General features: G+C 67.2%; 21 protein-coding genes and 3 tRNA genes. 10 read left to right on the forward strand and 14 right to left on the reverse strand.

Features of this window, described 5'->3' with window-relative positions; all coding sequences use genetic code 11:
* Positions 1 to 67 precede the first annotated feature (67 nt).
* From WG902_RS10780 to folC, 10 genes are all read right to left on the reverse strand, one after another.
* Positions 68 to 1,507, reverse strand: a complete 1,440-nt coding sequence (locus WG902_RS10780; protein ID WP_340060058.1) for a lytic transglycosylase F — start codon at positions 1,505 to 1,507, stop codon at positions 68 to 70.
* Positions 1,508 to 1,735: 228 nt separating this feature from the next.
* Positions 1,736 to 1,812, reverse strand: a tRNA-Asp gene (locus tag WG902_RS10785).
* A gap of 65 nt (positions 1,813 to 1,877) precedes the next feature.
* A tRNA-Glu gene (locus WG902_RS10790) sits at positions 1,878 to 1,953 on the reverse strand.
* A gap of 36 nt (positions 1,954 to 1,989) precedes the next feature.
* Positions 1,990 to 2,065 (reverse strand) — tRNA-Ala (locus WG902_RS10795).
* 34 nt (positions 2,066 to 2,099) lie between these two features.
* The gene (gene gltX, locus WG902_RS10800) at positions 2,100 to 3,482 is read right to left on the reverse strand and encodes a glutamate--tRNA ligase (RefSeq protein ID WP_340060059.1); all 1,383 of its coding nucleotides are present in this window, start codon (positions 3,480 to 3,482) and stop codon (positions 2,100 to 2,102) included.
* A gap of 342 nt (positions 3,483 to 3,824) precedes the next feature.
* Positions 3,825 to 5,039, reverse strand: coding sequence for an O-succinylhomoserine sulfhydrylase (locus tag WG902_RS10805; RefSeq protein WP_340060060.1), 1,215 nt, complete (start codon positions 5,037 to 5,039; stop codon positions 3,825 to 3,827).
* A gap of 2 nt (positions 5,040 to 5,041) precedes the next feature.
* Positions 5,042 to 6,550, reverse strand: a complete 1,509-nt coding sequence (gene purF, locus WG902_RS10810) for an amidophosphoribosyltransferase (protein WP_340060061.1) — start codon at positions 6,548 to 6,550, stop codon at positions 5,042 to 5,044.
* Positions 6,551 to 6,562: 12 nt separating this feature from the next.
* Positions 6,563 to 7,051 carry a CvpA family protein gene (locus WG902_RS10815; RefSeq protein WP_340060062.1) on the reverse strand — a complete coding sequence of 163 codons (489 nt, stop codon included), beginning with the start codon at positions 7,049 to 7,051 and terminating at the stop codon, positions 6,563 to 6,565.
* Positions 7,051 to 7,695: an SPOR domain-containing protein gene (locus tag WG902_RS10820; protein WP_340060063.1), complete on the reverse strand. Its 645-nt coding sequence runs from the start codon at positions 7,693 to 7,695 to the stop codon at positions 7,051 to 7,053. The genes WG902_RS10815 and WG902_RS10820 overlap by 1 nt, the downstream gene beginning before the upstream one ends.
* Before the next feature lie 10 nt (positions 7,696 to 7,705).
* Positions 7,706 to 8,992, reverse strand: a complete 1,287-nt coding sequence (gene folC, locus WG902_RS10825) for a bifunctional tetrahydrofolate synthase/dihydrofolate synthase (RefSeq protein ID WP_340060064.1) — start codon at positions 8,990 to 8,992, stop codon at positions 7,706 to 7,708.
* 38 nt (positions 8,993 to 9,030) lie between these two features.
* On the opposite strand from folC, the gene WG902_RS10830 reads away from it, so the two are divergent.
* Together WG902_RS10830 and WG902_RS10835 are read left to right on the forward strand one after the other, a co-directional pair.
* Positions 9,031 to 9,390 (forward strand): ArsC family reductase, encoded by a 360-nt coding sequence (locus tag WG902_RS10830; RefSeq protein WP_340060065.1) that lies wholly within the window; start codon positions 9,031 to 9,033, stop codon positions 9,388 to 9,390.
* Positions 9,391 to 9,480: 90 nt separating this feature from the next.
* The gene (locus WG902_RS10835; protein WP_340060066.1) at positions 9,481 to 10,275 is read left to right on the forward strand and encodes a hypothetical protein; all 795 of its coding nucleotides are present in this window, start codon (positions 9,481 to 9,483) and stop codon (positions 10,273 to 10,275) included.
* 55 nt (positions 10,276 to 10,330) lie between these two features.
* Here the strand turns inward: WG902_RS10835 and WG902_RS10840 are convergent, their stop codons facing one another.
* A complete protein-coding gene (locus tag WG902_RS10840) occupies positions 10,331 to 11,146 on the reverse strand; it encodes an anti-sigma factor (RefSeq protein ID WP_340060067.1) in 816 nt (271 codons plus the stop codon).
* 10 nt (positions 11,147 to 11,156) lie between these two features.
* Positions 11,157 to 11,759 carry an RNA polymerase sigma factor gene (locus WG902_RS10845; protein ID WP_340060068.1) on the reverse strand — a complete coding sequence of 201 codons (603 nt, stop codon included), beginning with the start codon at positions 11,757 to 11,759 and terminating at the stop codon, positions 11,157 to 11,159.
* 109 nt (positions 11,760 to 11,868) lie between these two features.
* On the opposite strand from WG902_RS10845, the gene ppnP reads away from it, so the two are divergent.
* The 5 genes from ppnP (at position 11,869) to WG902_RS10870 (ending at position 15,165) form a co-directional block, all read left to right on the forward strand.
* Positions 11,869 to 12,186 carry a pyrimidine/purine nucleoside phosphorylase gene (gene ppnP, locus WG902_RS10850; protein ID WP_340060069.1) on the forward strand — a complete coding sequence of 106 codons (318 nt, stop codon included), beginning with the start codon at positions 11,869 to 11,871 and terminating at the stop codon, positions 12,184 to 12,186.
* A 10-nt stretch (positions 12,187 to 12,196) separates the two neighbouring features.
* Positions 12,197 to 13,528, forward strand: coding sequence for an argininosuccinate synthase (argG, locus tag WG902_RS10855; RefSeq protein ID WP_340060070.1), 1,332 nt, complete (start codon positions 12,197 to 12,199; stop codon positions 13,526 to 13,528).
* Positions 13,529 to 13,661: 133 nt separating this feature from the next.
* On the forward strand, positions 13,662 to 14,324 hold the full coding sequence (locus WG902_RS10860) for a hypothetical protein (RefSeq protein ID WP_340060071.1): 663 nt from the start codon (positions 13,662 to 13,664) through the stop codon (positions 14,322 to 14,324).
* Positions 14,321 to 14,614 (forward strand): hypothetical protein, encoded by a 294-nt coding sequence (locus WG902_RS10865; RefSeq protein WP_340060072.1) that lies wholly within the window; start codon positions 14,321 to 14,323, stop codon positions 14,612 to 14,614. The genes WG902_RS10860 and WG902_RS10865 overlap by 4 nt, the downstream gene beginning before the upstream one ends.
* Positions 14,611 to 15,165, forward strand: coding sequence for a dihydrofolate reductase family protein (locus WG902_RS10870; RefSeq protein WP_340060073.1), 555 nt, complete (start codon positions 14,611 to 14,613; stop codon positions 15,163 to 15,165). Before WG902_RS10865 ends, WG902_RS10870 begins: the two co-directional genes overlap by 4 nt.
* 69 nt (positions 15,166 to 15,234) lie before the next feature.
* Here WG902_RS10870 and WG902_RS10875 read toward each other — a convergent pair whose 3' ends face one another.
* Positions 15,235 to 15,864, reverse strand: a complete 630-nt coding sequence (locus WG902_RS10875; RefSeq protein ID WP_340060074.1) for a YbhB/YbcL family Raf kinase inhibitor-like protein — start codon at positions 15,862 to 15,864, stop codon at positions 15,235 to 15,237.
* 142 nt (positions 15,865 to 16,006) lie between these two features.
* Here WG902_RS10875 and WG902_RS10880 point away from each other — a divergent pair, with 142 nt between their 5' ends.
* A complete protein-coding gene (locus WG902_RS10880) occupies positions 16,007 to 16,369 on the forward strand; it encodes an SPW repeat protein (protein ID WP_340060075.1) in 363 nt (120 codons plus the stop codon).
* A 51-nt stretch (positions 16,370 to 16,420) separates the two neighbouring features.
* On the opposite strand, the gene murB is transcribed toward WG902_RS10880, so the two are convergent.
* Complete coding sequence (gene murB, locus WG902_RS10885; RefSeq protein WP_340060076.1) at positions 16,421 to 17,461, reverse strand: UDP-N-acetylmuramate dehydrogenase; 1,041 nt, start codon at positions 17,459 to 17,461, stop codon at positions 16,421 to 16,423.
* A 52-nt stretch (positions 17,462 to 17,513) separates the two neighbouring features.
* Between murB and WG902_RS10890 the strand changes: the two genes are divergently transcribed.
* On the forward strand, positions 17,514 to 17,999 hold the full coding sequence (locus WG902_RS10890; protein ID WP_340060077.1) for a YajQ family cyclic di-GMP-binding protein: 486 nt from the start codon (positions 17,514 to 17,516) through the stop codon (positions 17,997 to 17,999).
* Between the two features lies 1 nt (position 18,000).
* On the forward strand, positions 18,001 to 18,651 hold the full coding sequence (locus WG902_RS10895) for a retropepsin-like aspartic protease family protein (protein WP_445263677.1): 651 nt from the start codon (positions 18,001 to 18,003) through the stop codon (positions 18,649 to 18,651).
* Positions 18,652 to 18,661 lie beyond the last annotated feature (10 nt).

The following is an 18,661-nucleotide window of genomic DNA, read 5'->3' on the forward strand; positions in this document are numbered from 1 at the left end:
TGCGAGCATCATCCCCGACGCGCTGCATTCCCGCTGGCTCGGGGGACCTTGGGCCCGGGGAGCGCGGTCACTTGCGGGGTTGCACGCTTTCACGCGCCTTGCGCTGGGCTTCGCCGACATCGGTCATCAGCTTGTAGGCGACGTAATACTTGAAGATGTTGCGCACGTAGGTGGTCGTTTCGGAGCCGATCTTCTCGGCCGTCACCAACTCCACGTTGTTGAACCAGCGGTTCGGGTCGATCCCGCGGGCTTCGGCTTCCCGGCGCATCCGCCTGACATTGCCCGGGCCACAGTTGTAGGCGGCAAAGGCGAACAGCGTCCTGTTGGTGTCGTCCAGCTTCGCGTCGGCCAGGTGCCTTCGCATCAGCTGGTCCATGTACTTCGTTCCGGCGTGCACGTTCGACTCGGCGACGTAAAGACTGCCCACGTTCAGCTCCGCGCCGGTGGCGGGCATCACCTGCATGATGCCGATGGCGCCGACACGGCTCTTGGCGTTCTGGTCGAGCTGCGACTCCTGGTAGCCCAGTGCGGCGAGCATCAGCGGCTCGAACTGGTATTGCGTCCCGTACTTCTGGAACAGCGCCAGCGTTTGCTCGAAGCGCTTCACCGCGGACTCGCCGGCAGGGTTATTGAGTTGCTTGATCCTCGCGCTGTACGACTTCATGCGCTGGTTGTAGATGCCCTGCCGCTTGACGTAGCTGACGTAGAACTCGGCAAGCTCCGCCTTCATCCTGGGACTGCCCTTGCGGATCGCCCAACCGACCTTGCCTCCGCTGCGCACGACAGCGCCCTCGTTGACGTGGATCTTCGGCAGCACCTGCGCCCACATGCGCGCCTTCCAGTCGTCGACCACGATCATCTCGAGGAGCCCGGCGTTGAGCATCTCCATCATGTCTTCGTCCTCGAGCGCGTCGGGCACCAGCACCAGGTTGGCCGCCGGCCTGCCGTTCTTGTTGAAGCGCTCGTTGAGGGCCTTCAGGCTCTCGTAATAGCTCGATGCCTTGCGCACGTGAACGGTCTGGCCCGACAACGCGTCGGCATCGGCAAGCGGCCCCGACCTGGGGCCGCTGACCACGAGTTCGGCAATCGGCTTCTGGTCTTTCGCCACCGCGAAGTCCACCAGCTTCAGCCGTTCGTCGGTCACGGTGAGGTTGCCCACCGCGATGTCGGCGCGACCCTCCATGACCTCGGTCAGCAGTTTGTCGCGGGTGGTCGGCCGGATCATCAAGGTCACCGGCCGATTCCGCAGATCCTTCTTGTGCTTTTCGTTCAGCCAGCGCTCGAAGTCCCGCACGAAGTCGGCACTGATGCCGCGCTCCCGGCCCTTGTCGTTGAAGTAGAGCGTCCGGCTGAATGGCACTGCCACCCGGATCGTGCGGTGCTTGATCAGCCCGTCGAGGTCCTCCTTGACGCTGTCCACCCGCACCGTCGGGGCTCGCGCGGGGGCGGACGAGGGTTGCGATTTGGCGAGCGCACTGGACGCCACGCTGGAGAGGGCCACGATCACCCAGGCCGTCCAGCGACAGGCCCTTGCTCTGGGGGACGCTGCACCTAGAGTCATCGACACACGAGCCCCTTCCGGGAAGCACCAGTCTTCTGGCGCGGCCAGTGTAGAGCCCGAACCATGCGCCCGCAAGGCCGAGGCAGGCCCCGGGTCGGTCATCGAGCATGACCAACCTGGAATGAGAAACGCCCACTCGGTGGTGGGCGTTTCGGCGGCAAGCCGCTTCGATATTGGCGGAGTGGACGGGACTCGAACCCGCGACCCCCGGCGTGACAGGCCGGTATTCTAACCAACTGAACTACCACTCCTGGTACAGCGTCTGCCCTTGCGAGCCAAGTGCTGCCACTTGTTGCCTTGCCAACTTGCGTTGTCTTGGCGACCCTACGGGGATTCGAACCCCGGTACTCACCGTGAAAGGGTGATGTCCTAGGCCTCTAGACGATAGGGTCGTGACCTTTGGAACTTTCCAGTTTCAACATCTGCTTTGGTGGAGGTAAGCGGGATCGAACCGCTGACCTCTTGCATGCCATGCAAGCGCTCTCCCAGCTGAGCTATACCCCCGGCAGGTGTCGAGCCTCGCATTATATGGCGGTTTTCAGGCCGCCCGCAGCCGCTCCAAAACTTTGTCCCGGAGTGACAGGCTCAGGACAGCATCCAGCGACGGCGTCTGCGCCGTGCCCATCACCAGCACGCGCACCGGCATGGCCAGCTGCGGCATCTTCAGGCCGGTGGCGCGCAGGGTTTCCTTCACGGCCTCGGTGATGTCCTCCCTGGTCCACGGGCAGCCCTCCAGCATGCGGGCCAGCATGCTGATGGCCGGCCGGACGCCGTCGGTGATGTGCTTGGCGGCCTCGTCGGGGTTGGGGGTGACGTCCGCGTAGAAGCGCTGCGCCCAGTCGGCCAGCACCACCGTGGTGTCGCACCGGTCCTTGAACAGGCCGCAGATGGCTGGCAGCCGGGCGTCCGTGGCGATGCCGCGCGCCTTCAGTCGCTCGTCCACCAGCAACGCCAGCGTTTCGTCGGGCGTGGCCTTCATGTGCTGCGCGTTCACCCAGCGCAGCTTGGCGTCGTCGAACTGCGCGGCGCTCTTGCCCAGGTGGTCCAGGTTGAACCAGTTCAGGAACTGCTCGCGGCTGAAGATCTCGTCGTCACCGTGCGACCAGCCCAGGCGCGCCAGGTAGTTCACCACGCCATCGGGCAGGTAGCCCTCGTCGCGATACTGCGTGACCGGCTTGGCTCCGTTGCGCTTGCTCATCTTCTCGCCCTGCTCGTTCAGCACGGTGGGCAGGTGCGCGAAGACGGGCGGCTCGTAGCCCAGCGCGCGGAAGATGTTGATCTGCCGCGGCGTGTTGTTCACGTGGTCGTCGCCGCGGATCACGTGCGTGATCTTCATGTCGATGTCGTCCACCACCACGCAGAAGTTGTACGTGGGCGTGCCGTCCGGCCGCGCGATCACCAGGTCGTCGAGTTCGTCGTTGCTGATCTCGATGCGGCCCTTGACCTTGTCGTCCCAGGCCACCACGCCACCGACGGGGTTGCGAAACCGCAGCACCGGCTGCACGCCTTCCGGCACCGGCGGCAGCGCCTTGCCCGGCTCCGGGCGCCAGGTGCCGTCGTACCGTGGCTTCTCCTTGTTCGCCATCTGCCGTTCGCGCAGCGCGTCCAGTTCCGCCACGCTCATGTAGCAGGGATAGACCAGGCCTTTCTCGCGCATCTCCGCGATCACCTGGCGATAGCGGTCCATGTGCTGCATCTGGTAGAACGGCCCCTCGTCCGGGTCCAGCCCGAGCCAGCGCATGCCTTCGAGGATGACGTCCACGGAGGCTTGCGTCGAGCGCTCCAGGTCCGTGTCTTCGATGCGCAGGATGAAGGTGCCACCTTGCGAACGCGCGAACGCCCACGGATAGAGCGCGGAGCGGATGTTGCCGAGGTGGATGAAGCCCGTAGGGGACGGTGCGAATCTGGTTCTGACTGTCACGGGTGCATTGTCCTATAGGTGCCGCTCGAAAGCGTCCGGCAGGGACCAGGATAGGGGAGTCCGCCTCGGCGAATGTCCCCCGGAGCGAGGCACGCCTCCGGCTGGCCTCGCATCTCCTCCTTTACTTCGCCGAGGCGGACTCCCCCACCCTGGCCCAGCACCATGACGCGCATCGAAGGAAGCAAGGCACTCCGTCGCTTCGCTCACGGCGCAGGACCGTGATGGGCCGGCCCGTCCCGGCGAAGTAAAGGAGGAGATGCGGGTCCAGCCGGAGGCGTGACCCGCTCCGGGGGACATTCGCCGGGACGGGTCGGCCCATCACGGTCCGGGGTGCGGCACGAATTACAGCTTGCCGAGGCCGCGCAACAAGTCGGTCTTGATGTCTTCCACGTGCTCCAACCCCACGGCGACGCGAATGAGACCCTGGCCGATGCCCGCAGCCTGGCGTTGCTCTTCGGAAAGGCGGCCATGCGACGTGGTGGCTGAATGGCTGATGATGGTCTTCGTATCGCCCAGGTTGGTAGCGATGCTCATCACCTCCGCGCTGTCGATGACCGTGAACGCGTTCTTGCGCAGCTCCACCGGGTCCTTGCCGCGCACGTCGAAGGAAACGACCGCGCCGCCCAGGCCGGACTGCTGCTTCATCGCCAGCGCATGTTGCGGATGCGAAGCGAGACCGGGGTAGTAAACGCGCGTCACCGCGGGATGCTGCTCCAGGAACTTCGCGACAGCCAGCGCGTTGGCGCACTGCGCCTGCATGCGGATGCCCAGCGTCTCCAGCCCCTTGAGCACGACCCACGCATTGAAGGGCGACAGCGTCATGCCCGCCGTGCGCACGATCGGCGCGAACACGTCGTTGATGTATTTCGCGGGACCGCAGATGGCGCCGGCCATCACGCGGCCCTGGCCGTCGAGGTACTTTGTGCCGGAGTGGATGATGAAATCCGCGCCCAGCTCGGTGGGGCGCTGCAGCGCCGGCGAGCAGAAGCAGTTGTCCACGGCCAGCATCGCGCCGCCCGAATGCGCCAGCTCTGCCAGCGCACGGATGTCGCAGACGTCGGTCAGCGGATTGGTCGGCGTCTCGGCGAACAGCAGCTTCGTGTTGGGACGCATCGCCGCTTTCCACTCCTTCATGTCGGTCTGCGACACGAAGGTGGATTCGACCGCGAACTTGCCGAATTCCTTGGCGAAGAGGTTCAGGGTGGAGCCGAACACCGAGCGCGAGCAGACCACGTGGTCGCCCGCCTTCAGCAGCCCCATGCCGAGCAGCAGGATGGCCGCCATGCCGGTGGCGGTGCCGATCGCGGCTTCGGTGCCCTCCATCGCCGCGAGCCGCTGCTCGAAGCTGGTGACGGTGGGGTTGGAGGTGCGGCCGTAGGTATAGCCCTCCTGCGGGTTGGCGAAGCGGCGCGCGGAGGTTTCGGCATCGGGCTGCACGAACCCGCTGGTCAGGTACAGCGCCTCGGAGTTTTCGCCCCACTGGCTGGGCGGCAGGGCGGTGCGCACCGCGAGCGTGTCGCGATGCAGGCCTTCGGGCAGTTTCTTCTTCTCGGTCACGGTCAGGCTTCTTGCGGATTGGGGATGGCCAGGCGCGAGGTGTTCTCCTGCAGCGGGTCCTCCTGGCCGATGCGTGCCTCGTTGATGCGTGCGATGTCCTCGGCGTTGATGTCGCCGGTGACGTAGACGCCGTCGAAGCACGATGCATCGAAGCCCTTGATCTGCGGATTGAGCTTGCCGATGGCCGCCTTCATGCCTTCCACGTCCTGGTAGATCAGGGCATCGGCGCCGATGATCTGGCGCACTTCGTCCACGGTGCGGCCGTGCGCCACCAGCTCCTCGGCGGTGGGCATGTCGATGCCGTACACGTTGGGGAAGCGCACCGGCGGCGCGGCGCTGGCCATGTACACCTTGCGGGCGCCGGCCTCGCGCGCCATCTGCACGATCTCGCGGCTGGTGGTGCCGCGCACGATGGAGTCGTCCACCAGCAGCACGTTGCGCCCCTTGAACTCGCTGACGATGGTGTTGAGCTTCTGCCGCACGGATTTCTTCCGCACGGCCTGCCCCGGCATGATGAAAGTGCGGCCGACGTAGCGGTTCTTGACGAAGCCTTCGCGGTACGGGATGCCGAGCAGCTGCGCCAGCTGCATGGCGCTGGGGCGGCTGGACTCCGGGATCGGGATCACCACGTCGATCTCGTTGGGCGGCACGGTGGAGACCACGCGCTTGGCCAGCGACTCGCCCAGGTTCAGGCGCGCCTGGTACACCGAGATGCCATCCATTTCGGAGTCGGGCCGCGCCAGGTAGACGTATTCGAAGATGCAGGGCGACAGCTGCGGGTTCTCGGCGCACTGGCGCGTGTGCACGTTGCCCTTCATGTCCACGTACACCGCCTCGCCCGGCGCGATGTTGCGCTCGAACTTGTGGCCGGTGCCGTCCAGCGTGACCGACTCGCTGGCGATCATCACGGTGCCGTCGGCGCCACGGCCCATGCCGAGCGGGCGGATGCCGTAGGGGTCACGGAACGCGACCAGCCCGTGGCCCGCGATCAGCGCCACCACCGCATAGGACCCGCGGATGCGCTTGTGCACGTTGCCGACCGCCGAGAACACGTCCTGCGGCGTCAGCGGCAGGCCGCGCGTGGTGCGCTCCAGTTCGTGGGCGAACACGTTGACCAGCACCTCAGTGTCGCTCTCGGTGTTGATGTGGCGGTGGTCCGACGTGAACAGCTCCGCCTTCAGCGCCTGCGCGTTGGTGAGGTTGCCGTTGTGCGCCAGCGTGATGCCGAAGGGCGCGTTCACGTAGAAGGGCTGGGCCTCCTCCTCGCTGTCCGCATTGCCGGCGGTGGGATAGCGCACCTGGCCGAGCCCGGCGTTGCCCGGAAGGGCGCGCATGTTGCGGGTGCGGAAGACGTCCCGCACCATGCCCTTGGCCTTGTGCATGTAGACCTTGCGACCGAGCAGCGTGACGATGCCCGCCGCGTCCTGGCCGCGATGCTGCAGCAGCAACAGCGCGTCGTAGATCAGCTGGTTGACCGGGCCGGGACTGACAACGCCCACAATTCCGCACATACGTTCGTTCCTTTACACCGGCAGGTAAGGCCCGAATCGATCGGGCACCGCCGGCTTCAATCCACGCAAGGCCGCTGTCGCAACACCAGCCGTCACCGACGCATTCCACCACGGCGCGTCCTTCATGCCCACGAGGTGGACCACCACCGCGAAGGCCAGCACCACCACCGCGCCACGCACCAGGCCGAACACGCCCCCCAGCACCCGGTCCACCGGCGCCAGGCCGGCGGCGATCACCAGCTTCTTGACGGCCCAGGCCAGCAAGCCGCCGAGCAGCAGCGCCCCGAGGAACACGACCACGAAACCCACAGCGTACTGGACTCTCTCGCTGGCCGGATGGAAGGGCATGTATTGCACCGCCACCGGGGCCAGCCAGCGCGCCAGCAGGAAGGCCGCTATCCAGTTCAGCACCGACAGCACCTCGTACACCAACCCGCGCCAGAAGCCCAGCAGCGCCGACAGCGCCAGCAGCGAGAGGACCACCCAGTCGAGGGTGGCCACTACAAGCTGAGGACGGCCGCGGGCAAATCCAGCCCCTTGATCTTTTCCGCAGCCTTGTCCGCCTCGGCGCGCGAGGCGAACGGGCCTGCCCGCACCCGGATGCGCGTGCCGTCCTTGGTTTCGGCGACGTTGGTGTAATTCTTGAAGCCGGCGCGCTCCAGCTTCTGCTGGGCCAGCCGCGCCTTGTCGCGCTCGGCGAAGGCGCCGACCTGCACCACGTAGCGGGTGCCGGCCGCCGCCGTGTCGACGGACTTGGCTTCCAGCAGGGCGCGGGCCTTGGCCCCCTCGTCCGGCTTGGGTTCGGCACGCGCATCGGCTTTGGCTTCGGGCGTCTTGTCGGGCGTTGCAGGCGCAGGGGCCTGCGTTTCCGGTGCCGTCACCTTGCCCTGCGCCAGCGGCGCCTGCGCCACAGGCGGCAGCGGCCTGGCCTTGTTGCGGTCGGGGATCTCGATCGGGATGTCCACGGACACCGGGCGTGGCTGGGTGTCGAACAGCAGGGGGAAGCCGACGACGCCCACCAGCACCAGCACCACCGCGCCGATCAGGCGGTGGCGGGCCCGGCGCCGGATGGCTTCGATGCTTTCGGCGGCAGGGGTTGCCGCCATCGGCTCGTCGACCTTTTTGCGCAACTTGAACAAGGCCATGGGTGTGGGGTCAGCCGAGGTGCCGGGCTGCCAGCCGGGGCACGCCGTGCTGCAGCACCCCGCCCACGGTGTAGAAGGATCCGAAGACCAGAATTCTATCAGCGGGCTCTGCTGTGGCCGCCGCGGCGCGCAGGGCGTCGGCGGGGCTGGCATGGGTGCTGGCCGGCACGTCGCGCCGCCCGGGCTGCGCCTGCCACCGGGCCAGCAGCGCGGCGGCGGTTGCGGCACGCGGCGTCGGCAGGTCGGTGAAGTACCAGCGGTCCACCAGCGGCCCCATCCTGGCCAGCATCGGCGCCAGGTCCTTGTCGCCCATGGCGCCGAACACCGCGTGCGTGGTGGGAAAGAAGCCCATGGCGTCCAGGTTGGCGGCCAGCGCGGAGACCGAGTGCGGGTTGTGGGCCACGTCCAGCACCAGCGTCGGCTCGCCCGGGATGATCTGGAAACGGCCGGGCAACTCCACCATCGCCAGGCCGTTGCGGATGGCCTGCGCCGTCACCGGCAGGCGCTGGCGCAACGCTTCGAACGCGGCCAGCACGCCCGAGGCATTGAGTAACTGGTTGGCTCCGCGCAACGCGGGATAGGCCAGACCTGAATAGCGGCGGCCGCGCCCGGCCCACGCCCACTGTTGCTTGTCGCCGGAAAAGTTGAAGTCGCGTCCCAGCAGCCACAAGTCGGCGCCGATGGCGGTGGCGTACTGCACCAGGCTGTGCGGCGGCACGGGGTCGCTGACGATCGCCGGCTTGCCCTCGCGCAGGATGCCGGCCTTCTCGCGCCCGATGCTCTCGCGGTCCGGCCCGAGGTATTCCATGTGGTCCAGGTCGATGCTGGTGACGATGGCGCAGTCCGTGTCGACAGCGTTCACCGCATCGAGCCGCCCGCCCAGGCCCACTTCGAGGATCGCCACCTCCAGATCGCTTGCCGCCATCAGGCCGAGGATGGCCAGCGTGGTGAATTCGAAGTACGTGAGGGTCGCGCCTTCGCGCGCCGCTTCGACGCGCTCGAAATGCGGCACCAGCGCGTCGGCCCGGACGATCTCGCCGCCGATGCGGCAGCGCTCCTCGAAGTGCACGAGGTGCGGCGAGGTGTACACGCCGGGGCGGTATCCGGCCTGCAAGGCAATGGCCTCGAGCATGGCGCAGGTGGAGCCCTTGCCGTTGGTGCCGGCCACCGTGACCACCGGGCAGTCGAAGCGCAAGCCCATGCGTTGCGCCACCGCCTGCACGCGCTCCAGGCCCAGGTCGATGGTCTTGGGATGCAGGCGCTCGCAGTGCGCCAGCCATTCGCTGAGGTCTTTCATGCCCGGATTGTCGCGGCAGCGGCGTCTATCATTTCCGCATGGCGACGATCACCCTTTATGGCATCCCCAACTGCGACACGGTCAAGAAAGCCCGCGCCTGGCTGGACGGGCGCGGCGTTGCGTACCGTTTTCATGACTTTCGTAAAGATGGCGTGCCCGTCGACCGGCTCGCCGACTGGATGGATTCGACGGACGGGGACCGCCTGATCAACCGCCAGGGCACCACCTGGCGCAAGCTGGCGCCGGCGGACCAGGCGCGCGTGACAACCGCGGCTGGGGCACGCGCGTTATTGGTGGAGCAGCCGAGCGTGATCAAGCGGCCCGTGGTGGATTGGCCCGATGGCTCCACCACGGTCGGGTTCGACCCCGCCGGCTGGGCGTTGCGCACCGGCCCCTGAGCCGTGAACTTTCCTGCGTCGGCAGGTAAAGCTGAACGGAGGTCCTGGCGCGTAACTAAACTTTCGCTACCAGTTCTACGAGTTCTTGCCATGAAGTCTTCAGTCATTTTCGGCGCCCTGGCCCTTGCCGCCTTCGGCGTCGCCGCGCAGGAAACCGGCACGGTCGTCTCCACCACGCCCGTTGTGTCGCAAGAGAACCGTACCGTTGGGTACAACGTCACGTACGACTACAACGGCCGCCGTTACCAGGCGCAGTTGCCCGTGGACCCCGGTCCCACGATCTACGTGCGCGTGACGCAGGCGGGGGAAGTGCGCCCGATGATGCGCATGTACCGCGGCAACGCGACCGGCACGGGTCCCGTGCAGGCGCCTCCCATGCAGTACACCCAGCGGCAACAGCCGATGCAGATGCAGCAGCATCAGCCCATGCAGCAGCAACAGCAGATGCAGCAGCAGGAGCCCATGCAGCAGCAGCAGATGCATCCCCCGATGCAGCACATGCAGCCGATGCCCCCGCGTGACGTCGCGCGCAACTACGGCGAGGCCGTGCCGCCCGAGCAGGAGCGCCAGGGCACCAACACCTCGGCCACCGAAAGCGGCAACGCCGCGCTGTTCGGCTATGGTTATCCGTACGGCTACGGCTATCCGGTGTATCCCGCTTATGGTTACGGCTACCCCGCGTATCCCGCATATCCCGCTTATGGCTACGGCTACGGGTATGCCTATCCCGCGTTCTACGGCGCGGCCGTGCTGCCGGTGTACCGCCCGTACTACCGTCCGTGGGCGGGCTACTACCGTCCCTGGGGCGGCTACTACCGTCCGTGGGGTTATGGCCCCCGGGTGTCGGTCGGCGTCGGCGTCGGCTATCACGGCCGCTGGCGCTAAGCTGGTGCGTTGAAACAGGGAGGCTGCAGCCTCCCTTTTTCGTTCGACCTGCCCTTTACAGCGGCGTCTGCAGCACCGCGCCCTTCCAGATCAACGGCCCCTGTGCCGCGGTGCCTTCCGGCACGCCGCCCTTGCTTTCGAGCGTGATCGCGAACAGCGGCGACTGGCCCACCACCTGCTCGGCGGCCGTCAGGCGCAGCACCGGCTGGTCCGCCAGCACGCCCAGCGAACGCGGTGCGCCGGAAGGCGGCACCGCCCACAGCTGGAGCGACTTCTCCGGGCCTTCCTGGAAGTTGCCCATGCGCTTGAGCGTCAGCGTGTTGTGCTTGGGATCGAACAGCGCCAGCATCATCGGCGTGGCCTTGTCGTCGTGCAGCACGGAGACATAGCGCACGTCCGGCATCGCCTGCAGCTGCGCGACCAGCTGCGTGTTCTGGCGCATCAGGTCGCGGCCCTGCGTCTGCAGCTGCGCCAGTTGCGTTTGCGTGCCCTGCAACTCGCCGCGGAGGTTGAGGGTGAACGCCACCGCGAAGACCGCCGCCGTGACGGCCGCCAGCGCGCCGGCGCGCCACCAGTCGCGGGCCCGCCGCAGCAAATCCGAGCCACCGCCGGCAACGGCCGCGACCATGGCGCGTGGCTCCGTGGCCAGCAGGTTCTCGATGCGCTTCCAGACATTGGCGCTGGGCGTTTCGGACTGCTGCAACTCGGTGATCGACATCAGGCGCTCCTGCCACACGTGCGCGGCGACGCGCAGGGTGGGACTGCTGCGCGCCAGGGTTTCGAAACGGCGGCGGGCCCCGCCGCGCAAGGTGCCCAGGGCGTAGGAGGCCGCCAGGTGATCGACGAGTTCGGGGCGCTCGAGGATGTTCATTGCATGCTCCTCACGCGAACCGCGCCATGCAGCCACGCAACTGGTCCAGCCCGCGCCGGATCCACGTCTTCACCGTGCCCAGTGGCAACTTGAGCTGCTCCGCGAGCTCGCTGTGGCTCAGGTCGCGCAGGTACGCCAGGCTCAGGACCTCGCGCTGGCGGTCCTCCAGCTTGCGCATGCATTCGTGCAGCGCCCAGGCCTGCTGGCTGGCCTGCGTGGTGTCCATGGGATTGGGCGAATCGCCGGCCACCGTCTCGCTGATCACGTCGTCCAGCTCCTGAGCGCTGTCGGCGCGCTCGCTGGTGCGCCGGCGCAGGAAGTCCAATGCCCGGCTGCGCACGATCATTCCCATCCAGGCCATCGGCGGGCTGAGCGTGGCGCGGTAGTCGCCGGCGGACCGCCAGATGTGCAGGAAGGCCTCCTGCAGCACGTCCTCTGCCCACTGCCGGTTGCCCGTCACCTTGACCGCCAGGCCGTACAGCTTGGTGGAGGTGGCGTCATACAGCTCGCGCAGCGCGCGCTCGCTTTCGCGCTGGCGGCTGGGGTCGGCCAGGCGCTCGCCCACGCGGGCGAGCAAGGCGATGAGGGGAAGGTCTGGATCCGTCGTGGTCATGAGAAAGTATTCTGCCCTCTGGATACGCGGCAAGGCCCCTTTCGGATTCACGCCGGAGGCAGTGTCGCGCGAGCGCCTAAAATCGCGGGTTTCCCCCGGACTCTGCCTCATGACCACCGAAAAACTCGACGTCGCCTCGGTCGCGACGAAGGCCAATGTCTACTTCGACGGCAAGTGCGTCAGCCATGGCATCACCCTGGCCGACGGCACGAAGAAATCGGTGGGCGTGATCCTTCCGGCCACCCTCACTTTCAAGACCGGCGCCGCCGAAGTCATGGAATGCGTGGCCGGCGCCTGCGAATACAAGCTGGCGGGCAGCGAAGCCTGGAAGAAATCGGGCCCCGGCGAGAAGTTCTCGGTGCCGGCGGACTCCAGCTTCGAGATCCGCGTGGCCGAGGCGTACCACTACGTCTGCCACTTCGGCTGAACGGACTGCCATGAGCACCATCCTCGAAAACCTGCCGCTGAACCAGAAGGTGGGCATTGCCTTCTCGGGCGGACTGGACACCAGCGCCGCCCTGCACTGGATGCGCAAGAAAGGGGCCATTCCCTACGCGTACACCGCCAACCTGGGCCAGCCGGACGAACCCGACTACGACGCGATCCCGCGCAAGGCCATGGAATACGGCGCCGAAAAGGCGCGCCTGGTCGACTGCCGCAAGCAGCTGGCGCACGAGGGCATCGCCGCCATGCAGTGCGGCGCCTTCCACATCTCCACGGCGGGTTCGACCTACTTCAACACCACGCCGCTGGGCCGCGCCGTGACCGGCACGATGCTGGTGGCCGCGATGAAGGAGGACGACGTCCACATCTGGGGCGATGGCAGCACCTTCAAGGGCAATGACATCGAGCGCTTCTACCGCTACGGCCTGCTGACCAATCCCGGCCTGCGCATCTACAAGCCGTGGCTGGACCAGGCCTTCATCGACGAACTGGGCGGCCGCGCCGAGATGTCCGCGTTCATGACGGCCGCCGGCTTCGGCTACAAGATGTCGGCCGAGAAGGCTTACTCCACCGACAGCAACATGCTCGGTGCGACGCACGAAGCCAAGGACCTGGAAAACCTGAACACCGGCATCAAGATCGTCAATCCGATCATGGGCGTGGCCTTCTGGAAGGACGACGTCAAGGTCAAGGCCGAAGAAGTGCGCGTGCGCTTCGAGGAAGGCCAGCCGGTCGCCCTGAACGGCAAGACCTTCGACGACCCGGTGGAACTGATCCTGGAGGCCAACCGCATCGGCGGCCGGCACGGCCTGGGCATGAGCGACCAGATCGAGAACCGCATCATCGAGGCCAAGAGCCGCGGCATCTACGAAGCCCCGGGCCTGGCGCTGCTGTTCATCGCGTACGAGCGGCTGGTCACCGGCATCCACAACGAGGACACCATCGAGCAGTACCGCGACAATGGCCGCCGCCTGGGCCGGCTGCTGTACCAGGGCCGCTGGTTCGACCCGCAGGCGATCATGCTGCGCGAGACCGCGCAGCGCTGGGTGGCGCGCGCCGTCACCGGCGAGGTGACGCTGGAACTGCGCCGCGGCAATGACTATTCGCTGCTGAACACCGAGTCGCCCAACCTGACGTATGCGCCCGAGCGCCTGTCGATGGAGAAGGTCGAGAACGCGCCCTTCTCGCCCAAGGACCGCATCGGCCAGCTGACCATGCGCAACCTGGACATCACCGACACGCGCGCCAAGCTGGGGATCTATGCGAAGGCGGGCCTGCTGGTGACCGGCGGCGACGCGCCGCTGCCGTCGCTGGGGAAGGACTGAGTTGCGGCGGGGTGCGCTTCGCGCAACCCGCCCTACGAGAATGCCAACCTCCCGTCATCCCCGCGAAGGCGGGGACCCAGGGCTCCCTCCCCTCCTGCATTAGTATCTTCGGATGTACCAGCCGCATCCGAGCGTGGAACTGACCGAGTGCTTTGCACGTCGACCCTATCAAGGCGTCGATCCTCGCGAAGCTACTCTTCTCTTCGTTGGGCTGGACGCGAATTACGACGCAAACGTTGAACGGAGTCCTACGTTCGCGAGCATCCTCGAGTACCACGCCGATGGCGCCGCGTTCTGGCGCCGGTACGGGGTCCATCACCCCTTCCTGCTCCCGGAGTATCGAGGCGACGGACGTCGCTACCACAGCACGTTCGCGCGGATCGGCTTTGAACCTCGGCACGCTGGACTGGTCTCCTTCGTCGAGCTGATGCACAAACCCACTGTGGGTCGGAGCAAATTGGAAGTGGGCGACTTCGATCCGACGCACCTCCGGAATCTGAGCTTCGCAATGCGCGAAGGAAACGCAAAGTACATCTTCGTGTCTGCTGGCGTCGTCCGTCTGATGCGTATGAGCGGAGCATTTCCTTGGCTGCGGGAGAGAGCGGCGATATCGTCGTCATTGCCTGTGCTGTATGAAGATCCGGCGAGAGCCGTGTACTTGCACCTTCATTTCTCCAATTACGGCAAATTCCAACTGCAGCTCGAGGCAGAAGCACGTGCGATCCGTTCGTTGCTACGCCGGCACGAGGAAAGCGACCCGGTGGCATCATCGCAGCACATTCTCGACCTGCAATGATCCAACCTACCCCCGTCACCGCCGCCATCGCCGGCGTCTTCTCGGCCCTCGCCTGGCCCATGCTGTGGTCGAAGTACGGCGCGACGGCGGCGGCGGGCGGCATCGAGCTGATCATCGGCACGCTGGTGCTGGTGGCCCTGCCCGCGCACGCATTCGTCGTCGGATTCACGCGCAGCCAGCCCGTGGATCCGCGCAAGGTGGACACGGCACTGGTCAAGCGGGTCGGCAGCTGGTTGGCTGCCAGCGCAGTCACTCTCCTCGCGGCCTGGGCCTGGCGGATGGCGTCGTGACCACCCAGTACTACACCGCCTCCAGCCTCGACGGCTTCATCGCCACGCCCGATGACTCCCTGGAGTGGCTGTTCCCGCTCGGGGACATCGCCGACACCAGCTATCCGCAGTTCATCGCGCAGGTCGGCGCGCTGGCGATGGGATCGGCCACCTACGAATGGATGCTGCAGCACGTCGTCAAGCCGGGCTCCGCGCATGGCGGCAAGTGGCCGTACGAGCTGCCGGCGTGGGTGTTTTCTTCACGTGCGCTGCCTGCGGTGCCGGGTGCCGACATCCGCTTCACGAAAGGTGACGTGCGGCCGGTGCACGAACAGATGCGGGCGGCCGCGAACGGAAAGAACGTGTGGCTCGTCGGGGGCGGCGGGCTCGTCGGCCAGTTCCACGACGCGGGGCTGCTGGATGAAATCATCGTGCAGGTGGGGTCGGTGACGCTGGGTGCGGGCAAGCCCTTGCTGCCCAGGACGATCACCTCGCCGCCGCTGAAGCTGCTGTCGGTGCGGCAGGTGGGCACGGGGTTTGCCGAGTTGCGGTACCAGGTGCCGAAGCGGTAAGGGATGGGCGCCCTGGGTCCCCGTCTTCGCGGGGACGACGAATGCCCGCCGTAGGGCGGATACGTCACGCTATTCCGGGTCGGCGGCCAGCCGCACCCTCGGGTCCGGCAGCTTGATGCTGCCGTCCGGGCGCTCGTAAGTGCCGATCAGCAGGCCGCTGGCCATGCCGCGCTCCTGCACGGCCTTCAACACGTCCGAGCGGCCGGGGGTGCCGCCGAATGCGTCCCCCGGTCCCAGCGCGAACAGCTGGAACGCATAACGGTGCGAGCCGTGGCCCGGCGGCGGATCGGGCGGCAGCCAGCCTTTTTGCAGGTACGAGTTGCGCCCTTCGTGCGCTTCCCCGCCGTCCTGCCGCGGGCTGTCCATCTCGCCTTCGCCGAAGGCCGCATCGGCCGCCGGCAAGTCCACCACGATCGCATGCACCAGCGGCTCCGGCGTCGGCGCATCGGCGTCCTCCACCAGCAGCACCAGGCTGGCCGCCCCGGCCGGCACGCCGCTCCAGTGCAGGGGCGGCGACAGGCCTTCGCCATCGGCGGTATAGCGCTCGGGGATCGGGGCGTGGTCGCCAAAGGCCAGGCTTCCCACGGCGAGCGTGCCATGGCCGGTGCGCATGCCGCAGCGGTTGAAGACGAGCTTGTCCAGGCCGGCCCGCACGTCGCGCAGCGCGTGTCCCAGCATGTCGGGCAGTTTTTCCAGCATCGTGGCGCCATCTTGCCGCCCCCGGGCAGCGGGTGTGTCAGGCGCCGGCTTCGGCTGGCGTAGGTGGCGCCGGGAGTGGCGCAACCGGCACGGACGGACTACGATCATCCGGCAAGCCGCGCACGCGGCAAAGGAGTACGGCATGAAGCATGTCAAACACTGGCAGGACGCGGTGAATGCCCTGCTCGGTGCGTGGCTGGTCGCCTCGCCCTGGGTGCTGGGCTTCCAGTCCGTGCTGGTCGCCGCTGCGGTGACCACCGCCATCGGCGCCCTGCTCGTCGCCTCCAGCGTCGAAGCGATGCAGGTGCCGCAGGCCTGGGAAGAGTGGCTGGACGTCATGCTCGGTGTCGGCCTGATGCTCGCGCCGGTGCTGTTCGGCTTCGGCGGGGTGGCGCCGGCGCTGCAGAACGCATTGATCACCGGCGGGGTGGTGACGGTGCTGGCGCTGTGGGTGCTGGCGACCGACGACGAGTTCGCGGCGAACTGGGAAGAGCCGATCCGTTAGCTCGACGCCGGGGTGCGGCTTGCCGCAACCCGGCCTGCGCCACCCCGGCGATCACACCACCACCGGCTCCGGCTCCAGCCGGATGCCGAAGCGCTCGTACACGCTGGTCTGGATCGCCCGGGCCAGGGTCACCACCTCGCCGCCGGTGGCCCCGCCGCGATTGACCAGCACCAGGGCCTGCTTTTCGTAGACGCCGGCCTGGCCCACCGACTTGCCCTTCCAGCCACAGGCATCGATCAGCCAGCCCGCGGCCAGCTTCATGGTGCCGTCGGGCATCGGGTAATGCACGATGTTCGGCTCGCGCGCGATGATGTCCTTGCACTGCTCGGGCGTCACGGTCGGATTCTTGAAGAAGCTGCCTGCATTGCCGATCACCCGCGGGTCGGGCAGCTTGGCGCTGCGGATGGCGCAGACCCAGTCATAGACCTGGCGCGCATCCGGGCTGGCGATGCCGGTTTCGGTCATCTTGCGCTGCAGGTCCAGGTAGCCGAGCACCGGCTTCCAGGGCTTGGGCAGGCGCATCCGCACCCGCAGGATCAAGGCCCGGCCGGCCAGCCCGAAATCGCTGTCGCGGGCCGGCGAATGCTTGAACACCGAGTCGCGGTAGCCGAAGGCGCACTGGCCGGCATCCAGCGTGAACTCGCGGCCCGTCATCAGGTCGATGGCGTCCAGCGACTCGAAGCGGTCCTGCAGTTCGATGCCGTAGGCCCCGATGTTCTGCACCGGGCTCGCCCCCACCGTGCCGGGGATCAGGGCCAGGTTCTCCAGCCCGCCCAGCCCCTGCTCGATGGTCCAGGTGACCGCCTCGTGCCAGTTTTCCCCGGCGCCGAACTCCACGATCGTGGCCTTGGGGCCGTCCTCCAGGACCCGGCGGCCCGGCACCTCCACCTTCAGGACGACCGGCTTGACGTCCCCGGTCAGCACGATGTTGCTGCCCCCGCCCAGCACGAACTTGGGCTCGTCCCCCAGCTCCGGGTGCGCCAGCAGGGCGTGGACCTCCTCCGGGCCGCGCACGCGCACGAGCGTCCGGGCCCTGGCGACGATGCCAAAGGTGTTGTGCGGCTGCAGCGGTACGTTGGACTCGACGAACATGGGAGAATTGTGTCTCAAGCAGAGACTCAGCAGTTGCAGGAGGAATCCCAAGATGCCGTCATTCGATACCGTGTGCGACCCGAACATGGTGGAGGTGAAGAACGCCGTGGAAAACACGGCCAAGGAGATCGGCACGCGCTTCGATTTCAAGGGCACGGCCGCGGCCATCGAGATCAAGGACAAGGAGATCACGCTCACCGGCGACGCCGACTTCCAGTTGCAGCAGGTGATGGACATCCTGGTGGCCAAGCTGGCCAAGCGCAGCGTGGACGTGCGCTTCCTGGACAAGGGCGACGTGCAGAAGATGGGCGGCGACAAGGTCAAGCAGGTGATCAAGGTGCGCAGCGGCATCGAGAGCGAACACGCCAAGAAGATCCAGAAGCTGATCAAGGAAAGCAAGCTCAAGGTGCAGGCGGCCATCCAGGGTGACGTGGTCCGGGTCACCGGCACCAAGCGGGACGACCTGCAGGCCGCGATGGCCGCCGTCCGCAAGGACATGGCGGACCTGCCGCTGTCCTTCACGAACTTCCGCGACTGACGTGCCCAGCGCCCTGCCGCGCCGCATCGCGTTCCTGCTGGCCCTGGCGGCAGGCGCCGCGGGCGCGCAGACCGTCACGCTGCAGGGCATGCTGGGAAGCAAGGCGCTGGTCATCGTCGATGGCTCGGCGCCGAAAAGCTTGGCCGCGGGTGAAACTTTCAAGGGCGTGAAGCTGCTTTCCATCCTTGGCGACCAGGCGGTCGTCGAGGTCGAAGGCAAGCGGCAGACGCTGCGGGTCGGCGACGCGCCGGCCAGCGTGGGCGGGGGCGCCGCCGGCGCCAACGGCTCCCGCATCGCCATCACCGCCGGCTCGGGCGGTCACTTCCTCACGCAGGGCGCGATCAACGGGCGCGCCGTGCAGTTCATGGTGGACACCGGCGCCACCTCCGTGGCCATCGGCCTGCGCGACGCCGAGCGGCTGGGCATCGACTACCGCAAGGGCGTTCCGGGCATGGGCAGCACGGCCAACGGCACCGTTCCGATGTGGCGCGTGAAGCTGGCGTCCGTGCGGGTGGGCGACGTCGAGGTGTACGAAGTCGACGCCGTGGTGCTGGGCGCCTCCATGCCCTACGTCCTGCTGGGCAACAGCTTCCTCAGCCGCTTCCAGATGAAGCGCGAGAACGACCTGCTGGTGCTGGAGCGGCGTTACTGACCTCCCCACC

This window comes from Ramlibacter sp. PS3R-8 (assembly GCF_037572435.1).
Classification (GTDB): Bacteria; Pseudomonadota; Gammaproteobacteria; order Burkholderiales; family Burkholderiaceae_C; genus Ramlibacter.